The organism is Streptomyces sp. NPDC051218, from assembly GCF_044455475.1.
In the GTDB taxonomy this organism is placed as follows: Bacteria; Actinomycetota; Actinomycetes; order Streptomycetales; family Streptomycetaceae; genus Streptomyces.
The window spans coordinates 193,287-220,270 of the sequence record NZ_JBITEU010000012.1 but is presented as its reverse complement, the minus strand read 5'-3'; the positions used below and the strand labels follow the sequence as shown (position 1 = coordinate 220,270).

21 protein-coding genes and 1 pseudogene are annotated in these 26,984 nt (G+C 70.7%); 15 read left to right on the top strand and 7 right to left on the bottom strand.

Annotated elements, in window-relative coordinates; all coding sequences use genetic code 11:
• The first annotated feature begins 7 nt into the window (after window positions 1-7).
• From ACIBCK_RS33125 to ACIBCK_RS33100, 6 genes are all read left to right on the top strand, one after another.
• Window positions 8-2,281, top strand: coding sequence for an MMPL family transporter (locus ACIBCK_RS33125; RefSeq protein WP_399396236.1), 2,274 nt, complete (start codon window positions 8-10; stop codon window positions 2,279-2,281).
• Window positions 2,250-2,828 (top strand): GNAT family N-acetyltransferase, encoded by a 579-nt coding sequence (locus ACIBCK_RS33120; RefSeq protein ID WP_399396234.1) that lies wholly within the window; start codon window positions 2,250-2,252, stop codon window positions 2,826-2,828. The genes ACIBCK_RS33125 and ACIBCK_RS33120 overlap by 32 nt, the downstream gene beginning before the upstream one ends.
• Window positions 2,829-2,863: 35 nt before the next feature.
• A complete protein-coding gene (locus ACIBCK_RS33115; RefSeq protein WP_399396232.1) occupies window positions 2,864-3,448 on the top strand; it encodes a hypothetical protein in 585 nt (194 codons plus the stop codon).
• A 242-nt stretch (window positions 3,449-3,690) separates the two neighbouring features.
• Window positions 3,691-3,873, top strand: coding sequence for a hypothetical protein (locus ACIBCK_RS33110; RefSeq protein WP_399396230.1), 183 nt, complete (start codon window positions 3,691-3,693; stop codon window positions 3,871-3,873).
• The gene (locus ACIBCK_RS33105; RefSeq protein ID WP_399396228.1) at window positions 3,873-7,037 is read left to right on the top strand and encodes an AAA family ATPase; all 3,165 of its coding nucleotides are present in this window, start codon (window positions 3,873-3,875) and stop codon (window positions 7,035-7,037) included. The genes ACIBCK_RS33110 and ACIBCK_RS33105 overlap by 1 nt, the downstream gene beginning before the upstream one ends.
• Window positions 7,038-7,116: 79 nt before the next feature.
• A complete protein-coding gene (locus ACIBCK_RS33100) occupies window positions 7,117-7,446 on the top strand; it encodes a DUF6191 domain-containing protein (RefSeq protein ID WP_399396227.1) in 330 nt (109 codons plus the stop codon).
• 36 nt (window positions 7,447-7,482) lie between these two features.
• Here the strand turns inward: ACIBCK_RS33100 and ACIBCK_RS33095 are convergent, their stop codons facing one another.
• Both ACIBCK_RS33095 and ACIBCK_RS33090 read right to left on the bottom strand, forming a co-directional pair.
• On the bottom strand, window positions 7,483-8,649 hold the full coding sequence (locus tag ACIBCK_RS33095) for a PQQ-dependent sugar dehydrogenase (RefSeq protein ID WP_399396226.1): 1,167 nt from the start codon (window positions 8,647-8,649) through the stop codon (window positions 7,483-7,485).
• A 115-nt stretch (window positions 8,650-8,764) separates the two neighbouring features.
• Window positions 8,765-9,757, bottom strand: coding sequence for an aldo/keto reductase (locus ACIBCK_RS33090; RefSeq protein ID WP_399396225.1), 993 nt, complete (start codon window positions 9,755-9,757; stop codon window positions 8,765-8,767).
• Between the two features lie 96 nt (window positions 9,758-9,853).
• Here ACIBCK_RS33090 and ACIBCK_RS33085 point away from each other — a divergent pair, with 96 nt between their 5' ends.
• From ACIBCK_RS33085 to serA, 6 genes are all read left to right on the top strand, one after another.
• Complete coding sequence (locus tag ACIBCK_RS33085; protein ID WP_399396223.1) at window positions 9,854-10,804, top strand: 2-hydroxyacid dehydrogenase; 951 nt, start codon at window positions 9,854-9,856, stop codon at window positions 10,802-10,804.
• Between the two features lie 379 nt (window positions 10,805-11,183).
• Window positions 11,184-14,126: a putative bifunctional diguanylate cyclase/phosphodiesterase gene (locus ACIBCK_RS33080; protein WP_399396221.1), complete on the top strand. Its 2,943-nt coding sequence runs from the start codon at window positions 11,184-11,186 to the stop codon at window positions 14,124-14,126.
• A 231-nt stretch (window positions 14,127-14,357) separates the two neighbouring features.
• Window positions 14,358-16,202: an acetolactate synthase large subunit gene (locus ACIBCK_RS33075; protein WP_399396219.1), complete on the top strand. Its 1,845-nt coding sequence runs from the start codon at window positions 14,358-14,360 to the stop codon at window positions 16,200-16,202.
• Window positions 16,203-16,231: 29 nt separating this feature from the next.
• On the top strand, window positions 16,232-16,759 hold the full coding sequence (gene ilvN, locus ACIBCK_RS33070) for an acetolactate synthase small subunit (RefSeq protein WP_160507374.1): 528 nt from the start codon (window positions 16,232-16,234) through the stop codon (window positions 16,757-16,759).
• A 110-nt stretch (window positions 16,760-16,869) separates the two neighbouring features.
• Complete coding sequence (gene ilvC, locus ACIBCK_RS33065; protein ID WP_399396217.1) at window positions 16,870-17,868, top strand: ketol-acid reductoisomerase; 999 nt, start codon at window positions 16,870-16,872, stop codon at window positions 17,866-17,868.
• Between the two features lie 228 nt (window positions 17,869-18,096).
• The gene (gene serA, locus ACIBCK_RS33060; RefSeq protein ID WP_399396216.1) at window positions 18,097-19,701 is read left to right on the top strand and encodes a phosphoglycerate dehydrogenase; all 1,605 of its coding nucleotides are present in this window, start codon (window positions 18,097-18,099) and stop codon (window positions 19,699-19,701) included.
• 65 nt (window positions 19,702-19,766) lie between these two features.
• Here serA and ACIBCK_RS33055 read toward each other — a convergent pair whose 3' ends face one another.
• The gene (locus ACIBCK_RS33055) at window positions 19,767-20,933 is read right to left on the bottom strand and encodes a PucR family transcriptional regulator (RefSeq protein ID WP_399396214.1); all 1,167 of its coding nucleotides are present in this window, start codon (window positions 20,931-20,933) and stop codon (window positions 19,767-19,769) included.
• A 180-nt stretch (window positions 20,934-21,113) separates the two neighbouring features.
• On the opposite strand from ACIBCK_RS33055, the gene ACIBCK_RS33050 reads away from it, so the two are divergent.
• Window positions 21,114-22,040 carry a proline dehydrogenase family protein gene (locus tag ACIBCK_RS33050; RefSeq protein WP_399396212.1) on the top strand — a complete coding sequence of 309 codons (927 nt, stop codon included), beginning with the start codon at window positions 21,114-21,116 and terminating at the stop codon, window positions 22,038-22,040.
• A 50-nt stretch (window positions 22,041-22,090) separates the two neighbouring features.
• Complete coding sequence (gene pruA, locus ACIBCK_RS33045) at window positions 22,091-23,722, top strand: L-glutamate gamma-semialdehyde dehydrogenase (RefSeq protein ID WP_399396210.1); 1,632 nt, start codon at window positions 22,091-22,093, stop codon at window positions 23,720-23,722.
• A 119-nt stretch (window positions 23,723-23,841) separates the two neighbouring features.
• On the opposite strand, the gene ACIBCK_RS33040 is transcribed toward pruA, so the two are convergent.
• From ACIBCK_RS33040 to ACIBCK_RS33030, 3 genes and pseudogenes are all read right to left on the bottom strand, one after another.
• Entirely contained in the window at window positions 23,842-24,132 is a 291-nt protein-coding gene (locus ACIBCK_RS33040; RefSeq protein ID WP_399396353.1) for an alpha/beta fold hydrolase, read from the bottom strand.
• Between the two features lies 1 nt (window position 24,133).
• Window positions 24,134-24,487 (bottom strand): annotated as a pseudogene (locus tag ACIBCK_RS33035) (alpha/beta fold hydrolase); the annotation flags it as partial.
• Window positions 24,488-24,745: 258 nt separating this feature from the next.
• Complete coding sequence (locus tag ACIBCK_RS33030) at window positions 24,746-25,111, bottom strand: MerR family transcriptional regulator (RefSeq protein WP_399396209.1); 366 nt, start codon at window positions 25,109-25,111, stop codon at window positions 24,746-24,748.
• Window positions 25,112-25,168: 57 nt separating this feature from the next.
• Here ACIBCK_RS33030 and ACIBCK_RS33025 point away from each other — a divergent pair, with 57 nt between their 5' ends.
• Entirely contained in the window at window positions 25,169-26,290 is a 1,122-nt protein-coding gene (locus tag ACIBCK_RS33025; RefSeq protein ID WP_399396207.1) for an alkene reductase, read from the top strand.
• Here ACIBCK_RS33025 and ACIBCK_RS33020 read toward each other — a convergent pair.
• Window positions 26,269-26,976, bottom strand: coding sequence for a nitroreductase family protein (locus tag ACIBCK_RS33020; RefSeq protein ID WP_399396206.1), 708 nt, complete (start codon window positions 26,974-26,976; stop codon window positions 26,269-26,271). The two genes, ACIBCK_RS33025 and ACIBCK_RS33020, sit on opposite strands and share 22 nt — an antisense overlap.
• Between the last annotated feature and the right edge of the window lie 8 nt (window positions 26,977-26,984).

Below are 26,984 nucleotides of genomic sequence, written 5' to 3'. Positions count from 1 at the left end.
CCGGTCTGTGGCAGCACTCGCACGGTGGTGTGTGCAGCACCGCCTCCTCGCAGTTCTGCTCTGGATCGTCGCCCTCGCCGGCGCCGCGAGCGCCGCGGCCGTCGCAGGCTCCGCGTACTCGAACAACTACGAGGTGCCGGGCACCGAGTCCGGCCGTGCGACCCAGCTCCTGAACGAGGGATTCGAAGGCCTCGGCGGGGACAGCAACACCGTGGTCTGGAAGACCGAGGCGGGCACCACCGTGCGCGCGGCCGACGTCGAGCAGACGATGACCGACACCCTCGACAGCATCGAGGACATGCCGGCGGTGGCCTCCGTCAGCAGTCCGTACGAGGGGCGCGGCGCCGCACAGATCAGTGACGACGGGCGCATCGCGTACGCGAACGTCACCTTCCACGAACAGGCCGACGCCGTCGGCAAGGCGGACGCCCAGGCCCTCGTCGACACCGCGAAGGCCGCCGATTCGGACAGCCTGGACGTCGAGCTCGGCGGCAGCGCCGTCGGCCTCACCGAGTCCAAGAGCGCGCAGACCGCCGAGATCGTCGGGGTCGCCGTCGCCGCCGTCGTGCTCTTCGTCGCCTTCGGCTCGCTCGCCGCCTCGATCCTGCCCATCGCCACCGCGCTGGTGTCGGTCGGCACGGCCTACGCGGGCATCGTGCTGCTCGGTCACTTCATGACCGTCGCGGACTTCGCCCCGATGCTGGGCACCCTGATCGGGCTCGGCGTCGGCATCGACTACGCGCTGTTCATCGTGACCAGACACCGAAAGGGCCTCAAGCAGGGCCTTCCCGTGGCCGTCGCCGCCGAGCGCGCTGTCGCCACCACCGGGCGCGCGGTCGTCTTCGCGGGCGCCACCGTGTGCATCGCGCTGCTCGGCATGCTCATCCTGCGACTCAGCTTCCTCAACGGCGTCGCGATCGCGGGCTCGCTGACGGTGCTCCTCACCGTCGCCGCGTCGGTGACCCTGCTCCCGGCGCTCCTGTCCTGGATCGGCCCGCGCGCGCTCAGCCGCCGCGAACGGCGTGCCCTCGCCGAGCACGGACCGGCCCCGGAGCTGCCCACCGGGCTCGCCGCCCGCTGGTCCGCGTTCGTGGAGCGGCACCCGAAGCTGCTCGGCGGGGTCGCCGTCGCCGTGATGGCGCTGCTCGCGCTGCCCACGCTCTCCTTGCACCTGGGCACGTCCGACCAGGGCAACAACCCGGCGTCGACCACCACCCGGCAGGCCTACGACCTGCTCGCCGACGGCTTCGGCCCCGGCGTGAACGGCCCCCTCACCCTCGTCACGGACGTCGCGGGAGCGGGCGACCGGTTCGCCCTGACCAACCTCGTCCCCACGCTGGAATCGACCGAGGGCGTCGCCTCCGTCAGCCCCGTCACGTACGACGCCGACGGCACGGTCGCCCACATCACCGTCGTACCCAACTCCTCTCCGCAGTCCGAGCGGACCAGCGATCTCGTCGACCGGCTGCGCGACGACGTGCTGCCGAGGGCCGAGGCCGACACCTCGCTCGACCTGGAGGTGGGCGGTGTCACGGCGAGCTACGACGACTTCGCGGAGATCATCGTCGGCAAGCTGCCGCTCTTCGTCGGCGTGGTCATCGGCCTCGGCTGTGTCCTGCTGCTTCTCGCCTTCCGGTCCATCGGCATCCCCCTGAAGGCCGCCGCGATGAACGTGGCGGCGGTGGCGTCCGCCTTCGGGGTCGTCGTCGCGATCTTCCAGTGGGGCTGGGGGAGCGAGCTGCTCGGCCTCGGCTCGGCCGGACCGATCGAACCCTTCCTGCCCGTGATCATGGTGTCCGTCCTCTTCGGGCTCTCGATGGACTACCAGGTCTTCCTGGTCAGCCGGATGTACGAGGAGTGGCTGGAGACCGGCGACAACCGGCGGGCCGTCCGCGTGGGCCTCGCCGAGACGAGCCGCGTGATCAACTCCGCTGCCGTGATCATGATTTCGGTCTTCCTCGCCTTCGTCCTGAGCGGCGACCGGGTCATCGCGATGTTCGGCATCGGCCTCGCCGCCGCGGTCGCGCTCGACGCGTTCGTCCTGCGCACGCTCCTCGTGCCTGCGCTGATGCACATGTTGGGCGGCGCCAACTGGTGGCTGCCGCGGGGCCTGGACCGCCTGCTGCCGCGCATCAGCATCGAGCCGCCGGAATGTCGCTCGAATACGTCCGTCGTGAGTGCGAGGATCCGGGGGCAACGGGACGCGCGGGACGCCCCGGGCGTGGTGCCGGACGGATTGAAGGAGCGGGATGTTCGCGATATCGCTGGGCGAGGGCGCTGAGCTGCGGCCCATCGAGCCGTGGCAGGCGCAGGAGTTCCTCACGCACATCGAGCGCGCGCGGGAGTACGCGGGGCCGTGGGTGCCCCTGACCGTGCGGACGAAGGACCTGGAATCGGCGCGGGAGATGCTCCAGATGTTCGCCGACAGGCAGGCCGCCGACACCGGCCGCCTGTACGGCATCTGGCTGGACGGCACGCTCGTCGGCGGAGTGCTCTTCCGGATCTTCGACACGGCCATGGAGAGCTGCGAGGTCGGCGTCTGGCTGGAGCCTTCGGCCGCGGGGCGTGGCCTGATCACCAGGGCGAGCCGGGTCCTCATCGACTGGGCGGTGGACGAGCGCGGGATGCACCGCGTGGAGTGGATGGTCTCCACGGCGAACGACCGCAGCAAGGCGGTGGCCCAGCGGCTCGGAATGACCAGGGACGGGGTGCTGCGGGAGTGCTTTCCCTGGCAGGGGGTGCGGCACGACATGGAGGTGTGGTCGGTGCTCGCGCCGGAGTGGCGCAAGGCGCGCGAGGCCGCGAAAGCCGGGGAATCGGCTCGTTAAGAAAGCTCTCAGACTCCGTCCGTACGGTGCGGGGCATGGGAACCAAGACAGAGGATGAGACCGCGGCCGAGGCGGCCGCGAAGCCCGCAGAGCCGGAGGCCGCGGAGACCGCTGACGCCACGGGCGCCACGGGCGTCACGAAGGCGGACACCACCAAGGCGGACGCGGTCGAGGCCGACGACGCCGATGAGCTCGTCGTGGTCGAGGAGGTCGCTCCGGCCAGGTCCGGTGGCGTGTTCCAGGGCGCCGCGGCTGTCGTCTCGGCGGCTCTCGGTGTGATCGGCCTGTCCGGGGGCTGGCTCGGCACGGTCGCAGCGGCCCGCGCGAACATCGTCGGGCAGCTGGAGACCAAGCAGTCGGCGAGCGTCGCCGACCAGATCCAGGCGCTGTACGGCGACTCCTGGCAGGTCACGGCGCTGATCGCCGGAGCCTTCGCGCTCGCCGCGCTGGTCGTCGGCTTCGTCGTCCTGGTGCGGCCCGCGTTCGGCGCGCCCGACCAGGTGCAGGCGCCGTGGATCAAGTCGGTGGCCTGGGCGGGTGTCGCCCTGGGCGTCATCGGCCTGCTCCTTGCCATCGCGAAGTACTCGGACCTGATCTACGGGCTGCCGTCGACGAGTTGATGGCAGCGGGGCCGCTCTGACGGCCGCGAAGTGTGCAGAACGCCGGTGGGGCTGACTCGAGCCCCACCGGCGTTTCCGTTTCCGTAAGGCTCCCTAAGGACCCCCCTCACCCCTCTAAGGCCCCCCGCCCCCGCAAGATGCGGCACTCTCCCGATGTGCCGGCCCTGCCTGGGAGACGAAAGTAAAGGCATCGCAGGAAGCGAAGCCGGAAACCGGACGTCACACCAGCTCAGGGAGTCGCAATGTTCGAGTACGAGATGCACCAGCTCCGCGCCGCCGACCTCGCCCGTGAGGCCGACCGCCGCCGCCTCCTCCGTGAGGCACGTGAGGCCAAGGCGGCCCGCCGCCGCTCGGCGCGTCACGAATCCGAGGGGCGGGTGAGCACCGGCCAGTGGCGGAGGACCCGCGCCACCCGGGCCGCCTGATGAGCGCGAGGTCTTCTGCCCTCGGAATATCCGCTGCCGTGACGCCCGCACCCTGTGCGATGCTCACCGCTGTGGAGACCAGGTCCGTAAGCCCCGTGTTCGTCGGCCGTTCCGACGAGCTGGGCGTATTGAACGACGCACTCGCCCGTGCCAAGGGGACCACCCCCGGCACGGGCGAGCCGCAGGCATTGCTGCTCGGCGGTGAGGCGGGCGTCGGCAAGACCCGCCTCATCGAGGAGTTCACCGCCGCGGCCTGCGCCGAAGGCGCCGTCGTCGCACTCGGCGGCTGCGTCGAGATCGGCGCGGAGGGCCTTCCCTTCGCCCCCTTCTCCAGCGCCCTGCGTTCCCTGCGCCGCCAGCTCCCCGGCGAGGTGGACGCCGCGGTCGCCGACCAGGAGGGCGAACTCGCCCGGCTCCTGCCCGAACTGGGCGAGGCACCGCAGCGCCGCCGGGGCACCGACGCCCACCACGACGAGGAAGGCATGGCCCGGCTCTTCGAGCTGACCGTCCGCCTCCTGGAACGCCTCGCCGCCGACCGCCCCGTGGTCATCGCCCTCGAGGACCTGCACTGGGCCGACGCCTCGACCCGGCACCTCCTCGCGTACCTCTTCCGTACGCTGCGCAGCGGCCGCCTCGTCGTCGTCGCGACCTACCGCGCCGACGACATCCACCGCCGCCACCCGCTGCGTCCCCTCCTCGCCGAGCTGGACCGCCTGCGCACGGTGCGCCGCATCGAACTCGCCCGCTTCAGCAAGGGCGAAGTGGCCCGGCAGATGGCCGGCATCCTCAGCACCGAGCCCGCGCAGACCCTGGTGGACGATGTCTTCGACCGCTCGGACGGCAACGCCTTCTTCGTCGAGGAGCTCGCGGTCGCCTCGCACGGCAGCAGCTGCGCGAGCCTTTCGGACTCCCTGCGCGACCTCCTTCTCGTCCGCGTCGAGGAGCTGCCCGAGGACAGCCAGCGGGTGGCCAGGATCGTCGCCGAGGGCGGCTCGACCGTCGAGCACCCGCTGCTCGCCGCCGTCGCGGGGCTCGCGGAGGACGACCTGATCGAGGCGCTGCGGGCCGCGGTCGGCGCCAACATCCTGCTGCCGTCGCCCGACGGCGACGGCTACCGCTTCCGGCACTCCCTGGTCCGCGAGGCCGTCGGCGACGACCTGCTGCCCGGTGAGCGCTCCCGGATCAGCCGCCGCTTCGCCACGGCCCTCGAAGCCGACCCCTCACTCGTCGCCGCCGACCAGCGCGCCGCCCGCCTCGCCAGCTACTGGTACCACGCACACGACGCGGCGAAGGCGCTCCCCGCCGTCCTGCGGGCCTCCGTCGAAGCCCGCCGCCGCTATGCGTACTCCGAGCAACTGCGCCTCCTCGAACGGGCGATGGAGCTGTGGGACGACGCCCCCGAGACCATCCGCCTCGAACTGCGCCCCCTCGACTACGCCGAGGTCTACCCTCCCTGCGGCTGCGACCCCGAAACCACCCCCCTGCGCTACCTCGACCTCATGGCGGAGGCCGCCGTCGCCGGCCGCCTCTGCGGGGAGCGGGAACGCGCCCTGAAGATCACCAAGCGTGCGCTGCGGCTGCTCGAGGACGAGCACGACCCCCTGCGCGCTGCCTGGTTCTGGATCCAGCGCTCCCGGCTCACCTCTACCCTCGGCCGCGGCGACGGCTGGGCGGAGATAGCCACCGCGCAGGAACTGGTCCGCGGCCTGCCGCCGTCCGAGGTGCACGCCGAGGTGCTGACCAACGTCGCCTCCTGGGGCATGCTCCACAACCCCGGCGCCAAGACCCTGGCGGCGGCCCAACGCGCCGTGGAATACGCCCGGATGGTCAAGGCCGAGGAGATCGAACTCAACGCGCGGCTCATCTACGGCGGTCTCCTGGTCGACGCGGGCGACGTCGAGCAGGGCCTCGCCGAGATGTACGCGGTCAGGGACCGGTGCGTGGAACCGCCCGGCCTGGTCTCCCGGGTCCCGCACATTCACGTCAACCTGCCGTCCGTGCTCGAAGGGGCGGGCCGCTCGCTCGAAGCCCTGGAGATCGGCGACCAAGGCATCGCGCTCTGCCGGAAGTACGGCCTCACGGACACCGAGAGCTGGGTCCAGGTCAACAAGGCGGAAACGCTGTTCTCGCTGGGCCGTTGGGACGCGGCGGTCGAGGCCTCCGAGGCGGCCCGCCGCGGCGCGCTCAGCGTCAAGCCGCGGGGCGGCGCGGCCCTGCAGCTCGCCGTCATCGCGCTCGGCCGGGGCAACTTGGCCGAAGCCGCCGCCCAACTCGCCACGGCCCGGGGGCACTACGGCTCGCACGAACGCATGCCGCAGTACTCCCTGCCCATGCTCAACGCCGCCCTCGGCATCGCGGCGGCCGGCCCCGACCGCGCGGCGGCCTGCGCCGCGGCACGCGCCGAGCTCGAGAACGCCCTGGCCAAGGGCTTCCCGCCCGGCACCCAGCGCTACGCCTGGCCCCTGCTCCTCGGCGCCGCCACCTCGGAGGCCGATACGCGCGGCCTGCCCGCCGCCGAGCCCGGCAGGACCGAGACCATCGACAGCATCCGCCGAGCCGCGAAGAAGCTCCCCGCACCCGTGCCGGTCTGGGCCGCGTACGAGAAGTGGGTCCGCGCCGAGCTCCTGCGCGCCGAGGACCGCGACACCCCCGCCGACTGGTCGGCCACGGTCACCGCGCTCGAACCCGTCGATCGCCCCTACGACTTGGCCCGCGCCCGCCTCCGCCTCGCCGAGTCCCTCCTCGCGACCTCCGCGGGCGTAGGCGCCGAAGCGGATCGGGAGCGAGCCGCCGGGCTGCTGCGACAGGCTCGCGAGGTCGCCGAGCGGCTGGGAGCCCGCCCCCTCGCCGAGTCCATCACCGGGCTCGCCCAGCGTGCCCGCCTCACCCTGCACGACGAGGAGACCGCGAGCCCGCACCTCACCCCGGTCGACCCCGCCGAGGCGCTCGGCCTCACCAGCAGGGAGCGGGACGTGCTCCGCCGCGTCGCCGCGGGCCGCAGCAACCGCCAGATCGCCGAGGAACTCTTCATCTCCCCGAAGACGGCGAGCGTCCACGTCTCCAACATCCTCGCCAAGCTGGGCGTGGCCGGCCGGGGCGAGGCTGCGGCCCTGGCCCACCGCCTGCGCCTGTTCCCCGCCGAACGCACCCAGTCCGCCAGCTGACCTGGGCTTTCCCGGCCCCGGAGGGTTTCGCAAGCGCTCGCTTACGCTGGTAGGAGGAACCCGGCCGCCAGGAGGCGCAGTGTTCAACCCGATGGAGCTTTTCCAGCCCGGCCGCAAACACACGCACGACGAGCAGAAGCGGCTGGAGCTGAGCCGGGTCGACGTGGCCGACGGCGACCCGGGCCGCGGCCCGATAGACCTGACCTCGGGCAAGGTGGTGGTGAGGGTGCCACAGCAGGCGGAGACGGAAGCCGTGCGGGATCCAGAACCGGACGCGGAGCCAGAGCCCGACTTGGCGCCCGAGCCGGACCCCGTGGTGGACGCCGCCAACGCCGAGCCCGACGCCGAGCCCGGCACCGCTCACTCGCCCGAGAAGCGGCCCGCACGCCCGGTGACCCGCAAGCCCTGAAGCCCTTTCTCGCTGAAGCCCTATCTCTCCTAAGCCCTACTTCACCGTCACCTCGAGAATCTTGTCGTCCCCCTTCTCCGGTGTGCCCCGGGAATCGGTCTCGTTCGTCACCAGCCACAGCTTGTCCCCGCTCGCGGCGACGACCGTGCGCAGGCGGCCGTGCTCGCCCTTCAGGAAGGACTGGGGCTCCACGGTGCCCTCCACCCCGCGCACCGGAATCCGCCAGAGGCGCTCGCCGCGCAGGCCCGCCATCCAGACCGAGCCCTCGGCGTAGGCAATGCCGCTGGGGGAGGCCTCCGAGGTCTTCCACTGGGCCACCGGGTCGTTGAAGCCCTCCTCGTCGCCCTTGCCCTCGACCTCCGGCCAGCCGTAGTTGTCGCCGGCCTTGATCTCGTTCAGCTCGTCCCACGTGTCCTGGCCGAACTCCGCCGCCCAGAGCCGCTTCTCCTCGTCCCAGGCCAGGCCCTGCACGTTGCGATGCCCGTACGAATAGACGGGGGAGTCGCCGAAGGGGTTGTCGGGGGCCGGGTCGCCGTCCGGGGTCAGGCGCAGGATCTTGCCGCCCAGCGACTTCTTGTCCTGGGCCAGGCCGGTGTCACCCGTCTCGCCCGTGCCCGCGTACAGCATCTTGTCCGGGCCGAAGGCGATCCGGCCGCCGTTGTGGACCACTCCCTTGGGGATGCCCTTGAAGACCGTGTCGGGAGCGCCCAGCTGCTGGCCGGTGGGCTTCTTCTCGTCGTACAGCATGCGGGCGATGCGGTTGTCCGACTCGGTGGTGAAGTACGCGTAGACCATGTGGTCCGATGCGTACGAGGGCGAGATCGCCAAGCCCATCAGGCCGCCCTCGCCGGCGGGGGAGACACCGGGGACCGGGCCCAGCTCGGTCTTCTTGCCCGTCTCGCCGTCGACGCGGGTGATGGTCCCCTCGTCGCGTGAGGACACCAGCAGGTCCCCGCCGGGGAGCGGTGCGAGGCCCCACGGCGACTTGAGGTTCTCGGTGAGTGTCTTGGTGACCGAAGCCGACCCCTTCTCCGGCGGGGCGGCGCCGGCGCGCGGCTTTCCCGAGGACGTCCCGTCCGACTGGGCGGGGCGCGACTCGGCGCTCTTCCCGTTGTCCGGCGTGTCCGAGCCCCCGGACGAACAACCGGCCGTGAGCACCAGGGCGGCGGCAGCCAATGCGGCTGTGACAGCAGGTCGTTGCACGATCAGGTCCCTTCGACGCAGCGCTTCTACTGTTCATACACCGCTCGGTCCCCGCAGGTTCCCAACCCCGCTGCACGGACTCGCGGAACCCCGCTTCACGGACGTGCGGACGTCGTCACTCCCAGGATCCCATCGCCGACGGCAGTGCCGCGATCTCGGCCAGATCCGCCCCGGTGAGCCGTATCGACGCCGCCCCCGCGTTCTGCACCGCCCAGCGCTCCCGCTTGGCCCCCGGGACCGGCACCACGTCACGGCCCTGCGCGAGCACCCAGGCGAGCGCCACCTGCGCCGGGGTCGCCCCGTGCCGCTCGGCCACCCGGCGCAGGCCCACCACCAGCGGCTGGTTCGCGGCCATCATCTCGGCGGTGAAACGGGGGTGCCGGGCCCGCACGTCGTCCGGCTCGAAGCCCTGCCCCGGCGTCAGCGTCCCGGTGAGGAAACCATTCCCCAGCGGCATCGCCGCCAGGAAGCCGACCCCGCGGGCCGCGCACCACGGCAGCAGCGCCTCCAGGGCCTCCGGCGACCACACCGACAGCTCGGCCTCCACCGCGCTGACCGGAAACACCTGCTGGACCCGCTCCAGCTGCCGGATCGTCCCCTCGTGCAGCCCTCTGCCCTCACGCCGCGAGGCACGGGCCCCTACCGCACACAGCCCGAGCGCCCGCACCTTGCCCGCGCCGACGAGCTCCGCCATCGCGCCCCAGGTCTCCTCGACGGCCACCTCGGGATCGGCGCGGTGCAGCTGGTACAAGTCGATCGTCTCGGTCTGCAGCCGCCGCAGCGAGGCGTCACAGGCGCGCTTCACATAGCCGGGGCGGCCGTTGGCGACGATGTGCTGCTCGCCCACCAAGAGCCCGCACTTGGTGGACACGAAGGCCTCGGCCCGCCGCTCCTTCAACGCCCTGCCCACCAACAGCTCGTTGGTGAACGGCCCGTACATGTCCGCCGTGTCCAGCAGGGTCGAGCCCTGATCCAGCGCGGCGTGCACGGTGCGCAGCGATTCCTCGCCCCGCTGCCGTGAGCCGGTGTACGCCCAGCTCATCGGCATGCAGCCGAGCCCGACCGCACCCACCTCGAGCGCTGCCGCGCCGATCGTCCTGCGGTCCACCTGGCCGTGCCCTCCACCTCATGTCCGAGCGGCCCCCAACGTAACCTCTGCCTCCGGCCACGCGGCGTGCGGCCTCCGCGCATTAGCCTCCTGACCATGACGACAGATGTATGGCTCCCCTATGCCGCGGACGAGATCGAAGGCCTGCCCGCAGCGGCCGAAGCCGGGCTCAACTACCGCTTCTGGGACGGTGGCCCGGACTTCCCCGCGGACCCCGCCGACTGCGTGTTCTACGCGGTGCCCTATCTCAAGGGTGCGGAGACCTCCGTACGACCGCTGCCCGAGATGACGTCCGTACGCGCCGTACAGACACTCACCGCGGGCATCGACCACGTCGAGGGCGGGCTCAAGTTCCTCGCGCCCGGCGTGCGGCTGTGCAATGCCAAGGGAGTGCACGAGGCCAGCACGGCCGAGCTGGCGCTCACCCTCACCCTCGCGGCACTGCGCGGAATCCCCCGCTTCGTGGAAGGACAGCGCCAGGAGGACTGGCGGTCCGGGTTCTACCCGGCTCTCGCCGACAAGTCCGTGCTGATCGTGGGATACGGATCGATCGGTTCCGCCATCGAGGACCGGCTCACCCCCTTCGAGTGCGCGCGGGTGGCGCGCGTCGCGCGCTCTGCCCGTGCCACGGAGCGCGGCCCCGTGCACCCGCTCGCCGAACTGTCGGCGCTGCTGCCCGACGCCGACGTGGTCATCCTCTCCACGCCCCTCACCGACGCGTCCCGTGGCCTGGTGAACGGCGACTTCCTGGCCCGCATGAAGGACGGCGCCCTCCTCGTGAACGTGGCCCGCGGCCCCGTCGTCGACACCAAGGCGCTCCTGGCCGAACTGGAGTCCGGCAGGATCACCGCCGCCCTCGATGTCACCGACCCGGAACCGCTGCCCGCAGGTCACCCCCTGTGGCACGCTCCTGGAGTACTCATCAGCCCGCACGTGGGCGGATCGACCTCCGCCTTCCTGCCTCGCGCCAAACGCCTGCTCGCCGCCCAACTGACCCGTTATGTCGCCGGGGAACCCCTCGGCAACGTCGTCCTGACAACCGAGTAGCGGATCAAGTCCCGGTCACCCGGAGACCGTTCGAGCACACTCCGCACCTACTTGTGTGCGCCCCGTGTTCACAACTCCGTTCACAGTCACGGAGCGTAGAGAAGCTATGTCCCTGAGTGACGAGACTGGTGTATCGTCCCGACAGGGGCTGCGCCGTGGACAGTTCGTCGGCGCCGGGGACGAGACATCAGACGCGAGGGGGGCGACGGGCGATGTACGGCCAATGGGCGAACCATCCGACGCGGCGAGGCCGCCGGCGACGACCCACCCGCGCACCGGCGCGCAGCCGCACGCGCGACGACTTCGCGTGCGAGGTCCCGGGACCGATCAGTCACGGGAGGCGCACGGACACGTGCGCGGTACGGGCCAGGGCGGCCCGATGAGCACCCGTCCGTCACCCGCCGCCGCCCTGGAGGGCGGCGGCGGACTGACGGCGCCGATGCCGCCCGGCGCGCCCTTGACCCGGCGCCCCGCCTCCGGCGGCGGTGCCGGCATGGTCTCGCAGATCGCGCTCCTCGTGGTCTGCGGCGGGTATGCCACCGGGGCGGCGTTCGGCTGGGGATCACCCCGGAACGCCCTGATCATGGGCGACTTCGGCCTGAGCGTCGCGGCGGCGGCCGCCGCGGTCTCCTGCTTCCGGTACTCACGCACCCGTCGCAGCCGCTTTCGACCCGCATGGCTGCTCTTCGCGCTCTCTTCCGCCATGGCGGCCCTGGGCAACGGCGTCTGGGGCTGGTACGAGGTCGTGCTCGAGCAGCCGGTGCCGAGTCCGGGCCTCGCCGATCTGTTCTTCCTCTGCTTCGCGCCGCCCGCCATCATCGGTCTGCTCGTGCTCGCCAAGCGCCCGGTGACCAAGGCCGGTTGGGTCTGCCTCGCGCTCGACGCGTGGCTCATCGGCGGCTCACTGCTCACGCTCTCCTGGAGCCTGGCGCTCGCCCACACGGCGGAGTTCGAGGGTCAGAGCGTCGCGCACGCCGCTCTCTCGCTCGCCTACCCTCTTCTCGACATCGCGCTGGTCAGCATGGTCCTGGCGCTGCACTTCAGAAGGTCGTCCGCCAACCGCACGGCGGTGAACACGGCGATCGGCGCCCTCGCGCTGACCGTCATGTGCGACGCGATGTTCACCTCGCCCCTCCTGCACGCCAGTTACCGCTCCGGACAGATGCTGGACGCGGGCTGGTTCGCGGGCTCACTGCTCCTCGCGTACGCGCCCTGGGCGGCCCCCTGGCACAAGCACGCGGACGACGCGCAGCAGCACGAGCGCGTGCGGCGCGACGACGCCCCCAAGGACGTGCGGGCCGCCGTCACCCGGCCGATCGCCGGATCACTCGCCGCGCTGACGCCCTATCTGGCCGCCGCGGTCTGCACGTTGGGGATTCTCTACAACGTGCTCAGTGGCCGCAGCGTCGACCAGGTCGTGCTCTTCACTGCGGGCACCGTCGTGCTCGCCCTGGTCGTGCGCCAGGGCATCATGCTCCTGGACAACATCACCCTCACCCAGGAACTGGCCCAGAAGGAGAACCACTTCCGCTCCCTGGTGCAGGGTTCGAGCGACGTCATCATGATCGCCGCCCCGAACGGCATACTCCACTACGTCAGCCCGGCAGCCTCCGGTGTGTACGGCCGCGACGCCGAGGAACTCGTCGGGTCCGAACTCGCCTCGCTCATGCACCCCGAGGACCTGGGCCGCGTGGTCCACGAAGTCCGCAGATTCCTGACGGCGAACCCCGTCGAGGAGCCCACCACCCGCATCGAATGCCGCTTCAAGTCCGGTGACGGCGACTGGCTGAACGTGGAGTCCACGGTCAACCGCCACCAGGGCGGCCTCATCTTCAACAGCCGTGACGTCACCGAACGGGTCAGGCTCCAGGCGCAGTTGCAGCACAACGCCGAGCACGACCCGCTCACCGACCTGCCCAACCGCGCCCTGTTCACCCGCCGGGTGGGTCAGGCGCTCACCGGCCGCAGGGTCACCGACCGGGGCACGGCCGTGCTCTTCATCGACCTGGACGGCTTCAAGGCGGTCAACGACACCATCGGCCACCAAGCGGGGGACGAGCTCCTCATCCAGGCGGCCCGCCGCCTTCAGGTGGCCGTCAGGTCCGGGGACTGCGCGGCCCGGCTTGGCGGCGACGAATTCGCCGCGCTCATCGTGGGTGACGGCACCCGCGACCAGGCCGCACGCGAGCAGCACATCTACGAACTCGCCGACCGCCTCAGAATCACCCTCTCCCAGCCCTACGCGATCGACGGCAACGACGTGCGCGTGGCGGCCTCCATCGGTGTGGCCTTCGCCGAACCAGGCATAGGGGCGGGCGAGTTGCTGCGCAACGCCGACCTCGCGATGTACCGCGCCAAGGCCGCGGGCAAGGGCCGCGTCGAGCTGTACGCACCCCAGATGCAGGCCGACGTCGTCCGCAAGGCGGAGCTGGCCACGCGGCTGCGCACCGCCCTGCACGACGGCGAGTTCGCGCTGCTCCACCAGCCGGTGGTCTCCCTGGACGACGGACGCATCACCTCCGTCGCCGCCCAGGCGCGCTGGCGCTCGGCGCAAGGCATCCTCTTCACGCCCGCCGAGTTCCTGCGCGTGGCCGACAGCTCGGACGCCCAGGAGGGTGCCAGGACCGCCGAGCTCGGCCGCTGGATGATCGAGGAGGCCGTCCAGCAGGCCGCCGAACGCGGGCGTACGGGCCACGCGACGCCCGTCGCCGTCCGCGTCAGCGCGCGGCGCCTCCTGGACCGCTCCATGCCGCTCGGCTCCATCGAGGCGCTCCTCACCCGTTACGGGCTGCCCTCCGGGGCGCTCGTCATCGAGCTCGCCGACAGCGACCCCCGGGTGTCCCTCGACGACCTGGAGCGCCGCCTGACGTCCCTGCGCCGGCTCGGCGTACGCATCGCCCTGGACGGCTTCGGGAGCGGCTATGCCGCCATCACCGCGCTGCGGCGGCTCCCCGTCGACGTACTGAAGCTGGACCGCAGCCTCATCGAGGGCGTCGTCGAGTCCGCGCGCCTTCACAAGATCACCTCTGGTCTGCTGCGCATCGCCACCGACCTGGGGCTGCTCTCGGTGGCCGACGGTGTCGACCTCCCGGAGCAGGTCGTCGCCCTGCGCGCGATGGGCTGCACGCACGGCCAGGGCATGGCGTTCTCCGGGCCGCTGGACGAGTACCGCCTGCGCCGCGCGCTGTCGCTCGGGCGGTATCCGGTGCCGCACGGCCCCGCGGAGCCGGTGCTCGCCGGCGCCCCGCACGTGGCGTACGGAGGAGGAGGTGTCGGGTCCTTGGTCCGCTCACATAATGAGACCCCCGTCCCACCTACTTGACAGGCATAGTGCGCCAGGGAGAGGGTCAATGCCATGCGCACCCGAATTCTCGTACTTGGAAAGCGCGTCGGCTGAAGCTGGGACTCACCGGTCCGAACCGGAATCCCTGCACCCGCTCCGACGCGCTCCCCTCGCTTGCCTCACGGCACGAGGGGTTTTTTGTTGCACCGGCACCCGCCAAATCCCCGCAAACACCCCGCAAAAACCCTCAGCTTCGAGAAGAGAATGCCGATGACCGAGCAGGCCACCGGGGCCCACCATCCGCAGCCGCGGCCCCGATCCTCAGGACAGTCCGCCCCCGTCGAGCACGTCACGGGTGCGAAGTCCCTCATTCGTTCTCTCGAGGAAGTCGGGGCCGACACGGTATTCGGCATTCCCGGCGGCGCCATCCTTCCCGCGTACGACCCGATGATGGACTCCACCCGCGTCCGTCACGTCCTGGTCCGGCACGAGCAGGGCGCGGGCCACGCCGCCACCGGTTACGCGCAGGCCACCGGCAAGGTCGGGGTGTGCATGGCGACGAGCGGTCCCGGTGCGACGAACCTCGTCACGCCGATCGCCGACGCCCACATGGACTCCGTGCCCATGGTCGCGATCACCGGCCAGGTCGCCTCCAAGGCGATCGGCACGGACGCCTTCCAGGAGGCGGACATCGTCGGCATCACGATGCCGATCACCAAGCACAACTTCCTGGTCACCAAGGCGGAGGACATCCCGGCGACGATCGCGGAGGCCTTCCACATCGCCTCCACCGGCCGCCCGGGACCCGTCCTGGTCGACATCGCCAAGGACGCCCTCCAGGCGCAGACCACCTTCCAGTGGCCGCCCACCCAGGACCTGCCCGGCTACCGCCCGGTGACCAAGCCGCACGCCAAGCAGATCCGCGAGGCCGCGAAGCTGATCACCAGCGCCAAGCGGCCCGTCCTGTACGTCGGCGGAGGCGTCCTGAAGGCCCAGGCCACCGCCGAGCTGAAGGTCCTGGCAGAACTCACCGGAGCGCCCGTCACCACCACCCTGATGGCGCTCGGCGCATTCCCCGACAGTCACGAGCTGCACGTGGGAATGCCGGGCATGCACGGAGCGGTCACCGCCGTCACCGCGCTGCAGAAGGCCGACCTGATCGTCGCCCTCGGAGCCCGCTTCGACGACCGCGTCACCGGCAAACTGGACAGCTTCGCGCCCTTCGCGAAGATCGTCCACGCCGACATCGACCCGGCCGAGATCGGCAAGAACCGCGCCGCCGACGTGCCGATCGTCGGAGACGCCCGCGAGGTCATCGCCGACCTGATCCAGGCGGTCCAGGCCGAGCACACCGCAGGCCAGAAGGGCGACTACACCGCCTGGTGGAACGACCTCAGCCGCTGGCGCGACACCTACCCCCTCGGCTACGCCCAGCCCGATGACGGTTCGCTCTCGCCGCAGCACGTCATCGAGCGCGTCGGGCAGCTCGCCCCGGAGGGCACGATCTTCGCGGCGGGTGTCGGCCAGCACCAGATGTGGGCCGCCCACTTCATCCAGTACGAGAAGCCCGCCACCTGGCTCAACTCCGGCGGCGCGGGGACGATGGGGTACGCGGTCCCGGCCGCGATGGGCGCCAAGGCAGGTCAGCCCGACCGCACGGTCTGGGCGATCGACGGCGACGGCTGCTTCCAGATGACCAATCAGGAACTGACCACCTGCGCCCTGAACAACATCCCGATCAAGGTCGCCATCATCAACAACGGCGCCCTCGGCATGGTCCGCCAGTGGCAGACGCTGTTCTACAACCAGCGTTACTCCAACACCGTGCTGCACAGCGGTCCCGAGGACATCGGCCCCAACAAGGGCACCCGCGTCCCGGACTTCGTGAAGCTGTCGGAGGCGATGGGCTGCGTGGCGCTGCGCTGCGAGCGCCCCGAGGACCTCGACAAGGTCATCGCCGAGGCCAACGCCATCAACGACCGCCCCGTCGTGGTCGACTTCATCGTCCACGAGGACGCCCAGGTGTGGCCGATGGTCGCAGCCGGCACCTCGAACGACGAGGTCATGGCCGCCCGCGGGGTCCGCCCCGACTTCGGCGACAACGAAGACGACTGAGACCGGACGCGAAAGAGAGACCACGAGTCATGTCCACCAAGCACACGCTCTCCGTCCTGGTCGAGAACAAGCCCGGTGTCCTCGCACGGATCACCGCCCTGTTCTCCCGCCGCGGCTTCAACATCGACTCCCTGGCCGTGGGCGTCACCGAGCACCCCGACATCTCACGCATCACCATCGTCGTGAACGTCGAGGACCTGCCGCTCGAACAGGTCACCAAGCAGCTCAACAAGCTCGTCAACGTCCTGAAGATCGTCGAACTGGAGCCGGCCGGCGCCGTGGCGCGCGAACTGGTCCTCGCCAAGGTCCGCGCCGACAACGAGACGCGCTCGCAGATCGTCGAGATCGTCCAGCTGTTCCGCGCCAAGACCGTGGACGTCTCGCCCGAGGCGGTCACCATCGAGGCCACCGGCTCCAGCGACAAGCTGGAGGCGATGCTCAAGATGCTGGAACCCTTCGGCATCAAGGAGCTCGTCCAGTCCGGCACCATCGCCATCGGCCGCGGCTCCCGCTCCATCACGGACCGCAGCCTGCGGGCACTCGACCGCTCGGCCTGAACCGGCCCGAACGAGCCATGGGGTCCGCCCGCATGGCGAGACCTGAAAACTTTCCTTCCCCCGCCCGCCGTACGGTGGGTCGCAACATCAGCACACATAGGAGATTCCCAGTGGCCGAGCTGTTCTACGACGACGACGCCGACCTGTCCATCATCCAGGGCCGCAAGGTCGCGGTCATCGGATACGGCAGCCAGGGCCACGCCCACGCGCTGTCGCTCCGTGACTCGGGTGTCGACGTCCGCGTCGGTCTGCACGAGGGCTCCAAGTCCAAGGCCAAGGCCGAGGAGCAGGGCCTGCGCGTGGTGACTCCCTCGGAGGCCGCCGCCGAGGCCGACGTCATCATGATCCTGGTCCCGGACCCGATCCAGGCCCAGGTCTACGAGGAGTCCATCAAGGACAACCTCAAGGACGGCGACGCGCTGTTCTTCGGCCACGGCCTGAACATCCGCTTCGGCTTCATCAAGGCCCCCGAGGGCGTCGACGTCTGCATGGTCGCCCCGAAGGGTCCGGGCCACCTGGTCCGCCGTCAGTACGAGGAGGGCCGCGGCGTTCCGTGTATCGCGGCCGTCGAGCAGGACGCGACCGGCAACGGCTTCGCGCTCGCTCTCTCGTACGCCAAGGGCATCGGCGGCACGCGTGCGGGCGTCATCAAGACGACCTTCACCGAGGAGACCGAGACCGACCTGTTCGGCGAGCAGGCCGTGCTCTGCGGTGGCACCGCCGCGCTGGTCAAGGCGGGCTTCGAGACGCTGACCGAGGCCGGCTACCAGCCGGAGATCGCGTACTTCGAGTGCCTCCACGAGCTGAAGCTCATCGTGGACCTCATGTACGAGGGCGGCCTGGAGAAGATGCGCTGGTCGATCTCCGAGACCGCCGAGTGGGGCGACTACGTCACCGGCCCCCGCATCATCACGGACGCCACCAAGGCCGAGATGAAGAAGGTCCTGACCGAGATCCAGGACGGCACCTTCGCCAAGCAGTGGATGGACGAGTACCACGGCGGTCTGAAGAAGTACAACGAGTACAAGACCGCGGACTCCGAGCACCTCCTGGAGACCACCGGCAAGGAGCTGCGCAAGCTCATGTCGTGGGTGAACGAAGAGGCCTGAGGCACCCCGGAAACGCCGGAGGGGGGCGCTCTCCCTCCGGCGTTGTCCACCTCGTCCAGCCACGGACGAGTGATCCTTCCGCAGAGGCGTAAGACACGCGTCACCACGCCACTAGACTGCTTTCAATATTCGCGTCGGGCCCACAGCGTCGTGCGTCTTCCACGCGGCTAAGCGACACCGCATGCGGCCGTCGGGACGGCCGTCCGCATTGGACTTGTGAGGACTCACGTGAGCACTGCTGCCAACGGCAAACCGGTCGTACTCATCGCTGAAGAGCTGTCGCCCGCCACTGTCGACGCCTTGGGCCCGGACTTCGAGATCCGTCAGTGCAACGGCGCGGACCGCGCCGCGCTGCTGCCCGCCATCGCCGACGTCGACGCGATTCTGGTCCGCTCCGCGACCAAGGTCGACGCCGAGGCCATCGCGGCCGCCAAGAAGCTGAAGGTCGTCGCCCGCGCGGGCGTCGGCCTCGACAATGTCGACGTGTCCGCCGCCACCAAGGCGGGCGTCATGGTGGTGAACGCACCCACCTCGAACATCGTCACCGCGGCCGAGCTCGCCTGTGGCCTGCTCATCGCCACCGCCCGCAACATCCCCCAGGGCAGCCAGGCCCTGAAGGCCGGCGAGTGGAAGCGCTCGAAGTACACCGGCGTCGAGCTCGCCGAAAAGACCCTCGGTGTCGTCGGCCTCGGCCGCATCGGTGCTCTCGTCGCGCAGCGCATGAGCGCCTTCGGCATGAAGGTCGTCGCGTACGACCCGTACGTGCAGCCCGCGCGTGCCGCGCAGATGGGCGTCAAGGTCCTCACGCTCGACGAGCTCCTCGAAGTCTCGGACTTCATCACCGTGCACCTGCCCAAGACGCCCGAGACGGTCGGTCTGATCGGCGACGAGGCCCTGCACAAGGTCAAGCCGGCCGTCCGCATCGTGAACGCCGCGCGCGGTGGGATCGTCGACGAGGAGGCGCTGTACTCGGCGCTCAAGGAGGGCCGCGTCGCGGGCGCCGGTCTGGACGTGTACGCGAAGGAGCCCTGCACGGACTCCCCGCTCTTCCAGTTCGACCAGGTCGTCTGCACGCCGCACCTCGGCGCCTCGACGGACGAGGCGCAGGAGAAGGCCGGCGTCTCCGTCGCCAAGTCCGTGCGCCTCGCGCTCGCCGGTGAGCTCGTGCCGGACGCGGTGAACGTCCAGGGCGGCGTCATCGCCGAGGACGTGCGTCCCGGTCTGCCGCTCGCCGAGAAGCTCGGCCGCATCTTCACCGCCCTCGCGAGCGAGGTGGCGGCCCGCCTCGACGTCGAGGTGTACGGCGAGATCACCCAGCACGACGTGAAGGTCCTCGAACTGTCCGCGCTCAAGGGCGTGTTCGAGGACGTCGTGGACGAGACCGTGTCGTACGTGAACGCGCCGCTCTTCGCCCAGGAGCGTGGCGTCGAGGTCCGCCTCACCACGAGCTCGGAGTCCCCCGACCACCGCAACGTCGTGACGGTGCGCGGCACGCTCACCGGCGGCGAGGAGATCTCGGTCTCCGGCACGCTGGCCGGCCCCAAGCACCTGCAGAAGATCGTCGCCATCGGTGGGTACGACGTGGACCTGGCGCTCGCCGAGCACATGGTCGTCCTCCGTTACGCCGACCGCCCCGGTGTCGTCGGCACCGTCGGCCGTGTCCTCGGCGAGGCGGGCATCAACATCGGCGGCATGCAGGTCGCGCGTGCTGACGTGGGCGGGGAGGCCCTCGCCGTCCTCACGGTGGACGACACCGTGCCGCAGGCGGTCCTCAACGAGCTGGCCGAGGAGATCGGTGCGGAGTCCGCCCGCGCGGTGAACCTCACGGACTAGGGCCCCGCGGCTTCGCAAACGCCGGACGGGCTGGAGACACTCTCCAGCCCGTCCGGCGTTTGCCGTCAGAGGCGTGACGCTTTCAGGACCATGTGCAGCAGCAGGCGGTCCTCGCCGTCGTCCAAGTCCAGGCCCGTGAGTTGTTCCACGCGGGAGAGGCGGTAGTAGAGCGTCTGGCGGTGGATTCCCAACTCCGCTGCCGTGCGGCCCGCCTGGCCCGCGCAGTCGAGGAACACCTCGGCGGTGCGGGCGAGTTCGCGGTGGGCGGGGGAGAGGAGTGCGCGGGCCACCGGGTCCTCGGCCGCCTCCGCGGGCAGGGAGGTCAGGAGGCGGTAGGGGCCCACCTCCGACCACTGGGCCACGGGGGCGAAGCGGGGTTCGGCGCGGGCCGCTCGGGCTGCCGTCGACGCCTCCCACCAGGCGGCGCCGAGCTCGTCCAGGCCGTGCCGGGCGTTCGCGATGCCCGCCGCCACGCCTTGCCCAGGCTCCAGGAGCCGTGTGGCCGCCGACACCGCCGGGGTGAGGACGTCCGCCGAGCGCAGCCGGACCAGGACGGCGAGGCTCTGGCCCGCCGTGCCCCAGGGCACCGTGCACAGGGCGGTCGCCCCCTGCACCGTACGGACCGAAGGGGCGGAATCGGGGTCCGCGGAGGGCCAGGGGGCCACGCAGACCACGGCGTGCAGGCCCTCGCCGCGGGGGCCGAGTGCCGTGCGCAGATCGGCCACCGCCATGTCCCGCTGCCAGCCGCGCTCGGCGGTCAGGACCGCCCGGAACTCCCGGGTCAGGTCGGCGCCCGCCTGTGCCTCGTCGGCGAGCAGGGCGCCGATGCGGGCGGCGACCTCCATGGCGGCGGCAAGCTGGGCGTCCGTGGGCCCGGGATCGTCGTCGAGCAGCCATACGTAACCCAGGGCGAACCCCCGATGCCGTACGGGAAGGCAGATCCGCCCGCGGTGCACGCCCGCCTCCGGGGTGGGTGGAATGCGGACCGGAGCCGTGGCGCGCGTGATGCCGAAGCTCTCGAACCATGTGCGGACCCCGGCCGTGGAGCGGCGCGTGAGGATCGAGCGGGTGCGCACGGGGTCCAGGGCCGCCGCGTCGAAGTCGCTGTCGCCGCTGTCGTGCGCGCCGAAGGCGATCAGCTCGAAATCGCGGTTCTCCAGCGTCGCGGGGGCGCCGAGCAGGGCTGAGATCTCGTCGACCAGTTCCTGGTAATCGCCTTTCACGCTGTCCATTCTGACGTAGTTCGCCCCCGCCTTCAGACAGATGTCTGAGATCCAGGGCACGGATGCGTGACAGCTGTCGATGGCACGGGATCGGAGGGATCCTTAAGTTTCAGGGTGGTTCTCCGTGCCGTACCGCTTCGTTACCTATATCCAGGTACGGCCTTGTTTCTACTCTCCGTGGAGGTGCCCGTGCTGGGTCCCGTGATCCTCGCCGCGTCGCGCAGCGACCAGATGCGCCGTTTCGTGTCGGCGGCCCCGGGCACCAAGCAGGTCGTCGGCCGCTTCATCGCCGGTGAGACCGTGGACCAGGTCGTGCCGATCATCACGGACGCCGCCGACAAGGGCCTCGAGGTCACCCTCGACGTCGTCGGCGAGGACATCACCACGCCCGAGCAGGCCGCCGCCGCGCGCGACGCCTACCTGGAACTCGTCGAGCGCCTCAAGGACCTCGGCCTCGGGGCCAAGGCCGAGATGTCCGTGAAGCTGTCCATGTTCGGCCAGGCACTCGAAGGCGGCCACGAGCTCGCCCTCGCCAACGTCCGCCCGGTCGTCATCGCCGCCGCCCAGATCGGCACCACGGTCACCCTGGACGCCGAGGACCACACCACCCTCGACTCGATGTTCGCCATCCACGAGGAGCTGCGGAAGGACTTCCCGCAGACCGGCTGCGTCATCCAGTCCTACCTCTTCCGCACCGAGGACGACGCCCGCCGCCTGGCCGCTGCCGGCAGCCGCGTCCGCATCGTGAAGGGCGCCTACAAGGAGCCCGCCGAGGTCGCGTACCAGGACAAGGCGGAGATCGACAAGGCGTACGTCCGGATCATGCGCATCCTGATGGAGGGCGACGGGTACCCGATGATCGGGTCCCACGACCCGCGCCTGATCTCCATCGCACAGGAGCTCGCACGGCGTGCGGGGCGCAAACTGGACGAGTACGAGTTCCAGATGCTGTACGGCATCCGCAGCGACGAGCACCTGCGGCTCGCGGCCGAGGGCCACCGGATGCGCGTCTACACCGCCTACGGCACCGACTGGTACGGATATTTCATGCGCCGCCTCGCGGAGAAACCGGCCAACCTGCTCTTCTTCGCCCGCTCCATCCTCACCAAGGGCTGAGCGCTCCTTTCCCGACTTCCCCCGACCCCCCTTAAGGAGATACGGAACTCATGGACGCCGTCACCCAGGTCCCCGCGCCGGTCAACGAGCCGGTGCACGGCTACGCCCCCGGATCCCCGGAGCGTGCCCGCCTCGAGACCAAGCTCAAGGAGCTCTCCGAGAACCCCATCGAGCTGCCGATGACCATCGGCGGCGTCAAGCGCCTCGGTGGCGGTGAGCCCTTCCAGGTCGTGCAGCCGCACAACCACAAGTCCGTCATCGGCAACGGCCGCGGCGCCACCCAGCAGGACGCCCAGGACGCGATCGACGCGGCCCTCGCCGCCGCCCCCGCCTGGCGCGCCTTGTCCTTCGACGACCGCGCCGCGATCATCCTGCGCGCCGCCGAGCTGCTCTCCACGACGTGGCGCGAGACGCTCGCCGCCTCGACGATGCTCGGCCAGTCGAAGACCGCCCAGCAGGCCGAGATCGACACTCCCTGCGAGCTCATCGACTTCTGGCGCTTCAACGTCAAGTACGCCCGTGACCTGCTCGCCGAGCAGCCCCCGGCGAACGCGACCGGCGTCTGGAACCGTCTGGACCACCGCCCGCTCGAGGGCTTCGTCTACGCGATCACGCCGTTCAACTTCACCGCCATCGCGGGCAACCTCCCCACCGCCCCGGCCCTCATGGGCAACGTGGTCGTGTGGAAGCCGTCCCCGACGCAGACGCACGCCGCCGTGCTGCTCATGCAGCTCCTGGAGGAGGCCGGTCTGCCCAAGGGCGTCATCAACCTGGTGACCGGCGACGGCAAGGCCGTCTCCGAGGTGGCCCTGACCCACCGCGACCTGGCGGGCATCCACTTCACCGGCTCGACCCCGACCTTCCAGCACCTGTGGAAGACGGTCGGCGAGAACATCGCCAACTACCGCACGTACCCGCGCCTGGTCGGCGAGACCGGCGGCAAGGACTTCGTCGTCGCGCACCCCAGCGCCGACCGCGCGATCCTCAAGACGGCCCTGACCCGCGGCTCCTTCGAGTTCCAGGGCCAGAAGTGCAGCGCCTCCTCGCGTGCGTACGTCCCCGCCTCGATCTGGAACGACGGCTTCCGCGAGGAGTTCGCGGCCGAGGTCGACGGCATCAAGATGGGCGACGTCACGGACCTCTCCAACTTCATCGGAGCGGTCATCGACGAGCGCGCGTTCGCCAAGAACAAGGCGGCCATCGACCGCGCCAAGGCGGACGACACCTGCACGATCGTCGCGGGCGGCACGTACGACGACTCGGTCGGCTACTTCGTCCGTCCGACCGTCGTCGAGTGCACGGACCCGGCCAACGAGGTCTTCACGACCGAGTACTTCGGCCCGTTCCTCGCGATCCACGTCTACGAGGACGACAAGTACGAGGAGATGCTGGCCCAGATGGAGTCGGCGTCGGACTACGCCCTCACCGGCTCGGTCATCGCGAACGACCGCGCCGCCGCGGCGGACACGATGGAGAAGCTCCGCTACGCGGCGGGCAACTTCTACATCAACGACAAGTCCACCGGCGCCGTCGTCGGCCAGCAGCCCTTCGGTGGCGGCCGTTCCTCCGGCACCTGTGACAAGGCGGGCGCCCCGCAGAACCTGCAGCGCTGGACGCTGACCCGCGCCATCAAGGAGACGCTGGTCCCGCCGACGGACTACGCGTACCCGCACATGGGCTGACGCCCCCCGGGGCTCTGACGCCCCCCCCTCAAACCCCGCCTCCGACCTGGGCCCCACCCCGGTCGGGGGCGGTGTTGTTTCCCGGCGGTGTTGTTTCCCGGTTCAGGGCAGGCGCCGGTTCAGGGCAGGCGCCGGATCAGGAAGTCGTCGATCAGGCCGCTGATCTGGGCCGCGTGGGTCTCCAGGGCGAAGTGCCCGGTGGGCAGGAGGTGCACCTCGGCCTCCGGCAGGTCACGCAGGAACGCGAGCGCGCCCTGCGGCACGAAGATCTCATCGTGCGCGCCCCAGGCCGCGAGGAGCGGGACCTGTGAGGTGCGGAAGTACTCCTGGAAGTCCGGGTAAAGCCCGACGTTGCTGCCGTAGTCGCCGATCAGGGAGAGCTGGATCCCGTCCTGGCCGTCTCGCGCCATCAGCGCGGCATCGTGGTGCCAGGCGTCCGGGTTCAGCAGGCTCTGGTCCGTAACTCCGTGCGTGTACTGCCACTTGATGCCTTCCGGGGAGCGGATCTCCCGTACGGGCTCGGCCGTCTTCTCGTTCCGGTCCGAGCGCGAGGCGCAGGCCGATGGGGGCGCCGTAGTCCTGGACGTAGAGCGCGAAGCGGGTCAGGCCCAGCTGCTCGGTGAACTCGGCGGTGATGGCGGCGAGTTCGGCGAAGGTGTACGTGAAGTCCTGCGAGGACGGGGCCGCGGAGCGGCCGAAGCCGATGTGGTCCGGGGCGATGACGCGGTAGTGGCCGGCGAGGAGCGGTATGAGGTCGCGGAACATGTGGGAGCTGGTGGGGAAGCCGTGCAGCAGGAGGAGGACGGGGGCGTCCGCGGGACCCGCGTCGCGGTAGAAGATCTCATGGCCGCGGACGGTGGTGGAGCGGTGGTGGGTGTGCTGGACGCGGGCCTGTTGCGAGCTGCTCATCACCTCTAACCCCTCAAGCGCAGTTTGGCGGTTGCGATGGGGTGGGTAGAGCACGCCTGCATCTAACTGGTCAATGAGTATTGAGGGGTTAGATGGCGGGGCGGCGGGAAGGGCTCAGCGGCTGGGTCCCGTGGCCGCCGAGATCACCTCGTCCAGCACGTCCCGTGCCCGCAGCAGTTCCTCCACCATGCCGTCGATCCGGGCGCGCTCCACCGAGAGCTGGTCCACCAGCCACGGCGTCGCCTTCTCCGAAGGGCCGCCGTCCTGGTCCCGCATGCACGGGAGCAGCTGCACGATCTTCGCGCTGCACAGGCCCGCCGCGAACAGCTCCTGGATGTGCACGACCCGGTCCACCGCCGCCTCCGGGTAGTCGCGGTGACCGCCCGCCGTGCGGTCCGCGTACAGCAGACCCTGCTTCTCGTAGTAGCGCAGGGACCGCTCGCTCACAGCGGTACGCTTCGCCAGCTCGCCGATCCTCATGTCCCGCGTCCCTCCGCACTTGAATCTGACACCGGTGTCAGCTTCTACCGTTCCGGCATGACGAACACTTCGCTTCTCGCACCGTATTCCGCAGGCCCCCTCGGCCTCCTCCCCAACCGCATCGTGATGGCCCCGATGACCCGCGCCCGCGCCGCGGAGGACGGCACCCCGCTGGCCGTCGTCGCCGACCACTACGCCCAGCGCGCGAGCGCCGGACTCATCGTCACCGAGGGCATCTGGCCCAGCAGCCGCGGGCAGAGCGGCTGGCGCTACCCCGGTCTGGAGACCGACGCGCACGTCGAGGGCTGGCGGCGGGTGACCAAAGCCGTGCACGCCGCCGACGGCCGGATCTACGCCCAGCTGATGCACGGCGGCCGCAACGGCCACCCGCTGGCCCGTCTGGACGGCGACCTGCCGCTCGCTCCCTCGGCCGTGACCCCGCCCGGCCACGCGCACGGCCCGGACGGTACCAAGCCCGACTATGTCGCCCCGCGCGAAATGACGCGTGACGACATTCGCACGGCGGTCCAGGACTTCGTGGCCGCCGCCCGCAACGCCGTCGCGGCCGGCTTCGACGGGGTCGAACTGCACGGCGCCAACAGCTATTTGATCCACCAGTTCCTCGCCGACAACACCAACCTCCGTGACGACGAGTACGGCAGGGGGTCGATCGCCGACCGCATCCGCTTCGCCGTCGAGGTGGTCCGCGCCGTCGCCGACGCCATCGGGCCCGAGCGGCTCGGCCTGCGGCTCTCGCCGGGCAACCCGCAGTTCGGCATGGCCGAAGCCGACCCCGGCCCCGTCTACCGCGCGCTGCTCGCCGAGATCGACAGCCTCGGCCTCGCCTACCTCCACCTCACCGACAACGACCGCTACCCGGCCCTCGCCGACCTGCGCCCGCGCTGGCGCGGCCTGCTCATCGGCAACGTCGGGGAGAACGGCGACCCGACGACGTGGGAGGCGGGCGAGGCGGTCCTCGCGTCCGGCCTCGCCGACCTCGTCTCCTACGGGCGGGCCTTCATCTCCAACCCCGACCTGCCGGAGCGGCTGGCGACGGGCGCGCCGCTCCAGGAGATCGACCAGGCACACCTCTACACGAACGGCGCGCGGGGGTACACCGACTACCCGTTCCTGGAGCGGGAGTTGGTGGGTTCGGGTCAGACCTCGACCAGTACCTGATCCAGCGATTTCCGTACGAGATCGGGGACATGGCAGTCCTCGGCCGGATAGCCGACGGGGATCACCGCGAACGCCTTCTCGTTCTCCGGGCGTCCGAGCACCTGCGACAGGAACCGCATCGGGCTCGGCGTGTGGATCAGCGCGGCCAGGCCGGAGAGGTGCAGCGCGGAGAGCAGCATCCCCACCGCGATGCCGACCGACTCGTCGACGTAGTAGTGCTTGTGCTTGGTGCCGTCCTCGCCCAGCCAGTACCGCTGCTGGAAGACGACGACCAGCGCGGGCGCGTCCGTCAGATGCGGCTTCACCTCGTCCGTGCCGAGCGGACGCAGGGCGGCGAGCCACTCCTCGCCCAGGCGCCCGTCGTACGAGACGCGCTCCTCGTGCTCGGCGGCCTCGCGGATGCGGCGGCGCACGTCCGGGTCCTGGACCAGGACGAACGTCCACGGCTGCTGGTGCGCGCCGGACGGTGCCGTCGCCGCGCACGCGATGGCGTCCCGCACGACCTGCGGGGGCACCGGGTCGGGCGCGAACTGCCGCACCGTGCGCCGCTCCCGCATCCGCGTGCGCAACTCCGCTGCCTGCGCGAGGGATTGGGACTCGGGCATGCGCTCGGGGCGGTACGGCACGGAGCGGTAGGGCTCGCCGTGGATGGGGGTCCAGGGCCGTTCTGCGGTCTCGTCAGCCATGCTCACGA

What these genes read in the sequence shown, in the direction of transcription:
- ACIBCK_RS33120 (WP_399396234.1), top strand. Translation starts at nt 2,250, where the DNA reads ATGTTCGCGATATCGCTGGGCGAGGGCGCTGAGCTGCGGCCCATCGAG.
- ACIBCK_RS33115 (WP_399396232.1), top strand. Translation starts at nt 2,864, where the DNA reads ATGGGAACCAAGACAGAGGATGAGACCGCGGCCGAGGCGGCCGCGAAG.
- ACIBCK_RS33110 (WP_399396230.1), top strand. Translation starts at nt 3,691, where the DNA reads ATGTTCGAGTACGAGATGCACCAGCTCCGCGCCGCCGACCTCGCCCGT.
- ACIBCK_RS33105 (WP_399396228.1), top strand. Translation starts at nt 3,873, where the DNA reads ATGAGCGCGAGGTCTTCTGCCCTCGGAATATCCGCTGCCGTGACGCCC.
- ACIBCK_RS33085 (WP_399396223.1), top strand. Translation starts at nt 9,854, where the DNA reads ATGACGACAGATGTATGGCTCCCCTATGCCGCGGACGAGATCGAAGGC.
- ACIBCK_RS33080 (WP_399396221.1), top strand. Translation starts at nt 11,184, where the DNA reads ATGAGCACCCGTCCGTCACCCGCCGCCGCCCTGGAGGGCGGCGGCGGA.
- ACIBCK_RS33075 (WP_399396219.1), top strand. Translation starts at nt 14,358, where the DNA reads ATGACCGAGCAGGCCACCGGGGCCCACCATCCGCAGCCGCGGCCCCGA.
- ilvN (WP_160507374.1), top strand. Translation starts at nt 16,232, where the DNA reads ATGTCCACCAAGCACACGCTCTCCGTCCTGGTCGAGAACAAGCCCGGT.
- ACIBCK_RS33055 (WP_399396214.1), bottom strand. Translation starts at nt 20,933, where the DNA reads ATGGACAGCGTGAAAGGCGATTACCAGGAACTGGTCGACGAGATCTCA.
- pruA (WP_399396210.1), top strand. Translation starts at nt 22,091, where the DNA reads ATGGACGCCGTCACCCAGGTCCCCGCGCCGGTCAACGAGCCGGTGCAC.
- ACIBCK_RS33040 (WP_399396353.1), bottom strand. Translation starts at nt 24,132, where the DNA reads ATGGCGCGAGACGGCCAGGACGGGATCCAGCTCTCCCTGATCGGCGAC.
- ACIBCK_RS33030 (WP_399396209.1), bottom strand. Translation starts at nt 25,111, where the DNA reads ATGAGGATCGGCGAGCTGGCGAAGCGTACCGCTGTGAGCGAGCGGTCC.
- ACIBCK_RS33025 (WP_399396207.1), top strand. Translation starts at nt 25,169, where the DNA reads ATGACGAACACTTCGCTTCTCGCACCGTATTCCGCAGGCCCCCTCGGC.
- ACIBCK_RS33020 (WP_399396206.1), bottom strand. Translation starts at nt 26,976, where the DNA reads ATGGCTGACGAGACCGCAGAACGGCCCTGGACCCCCATCCACGGCGAG.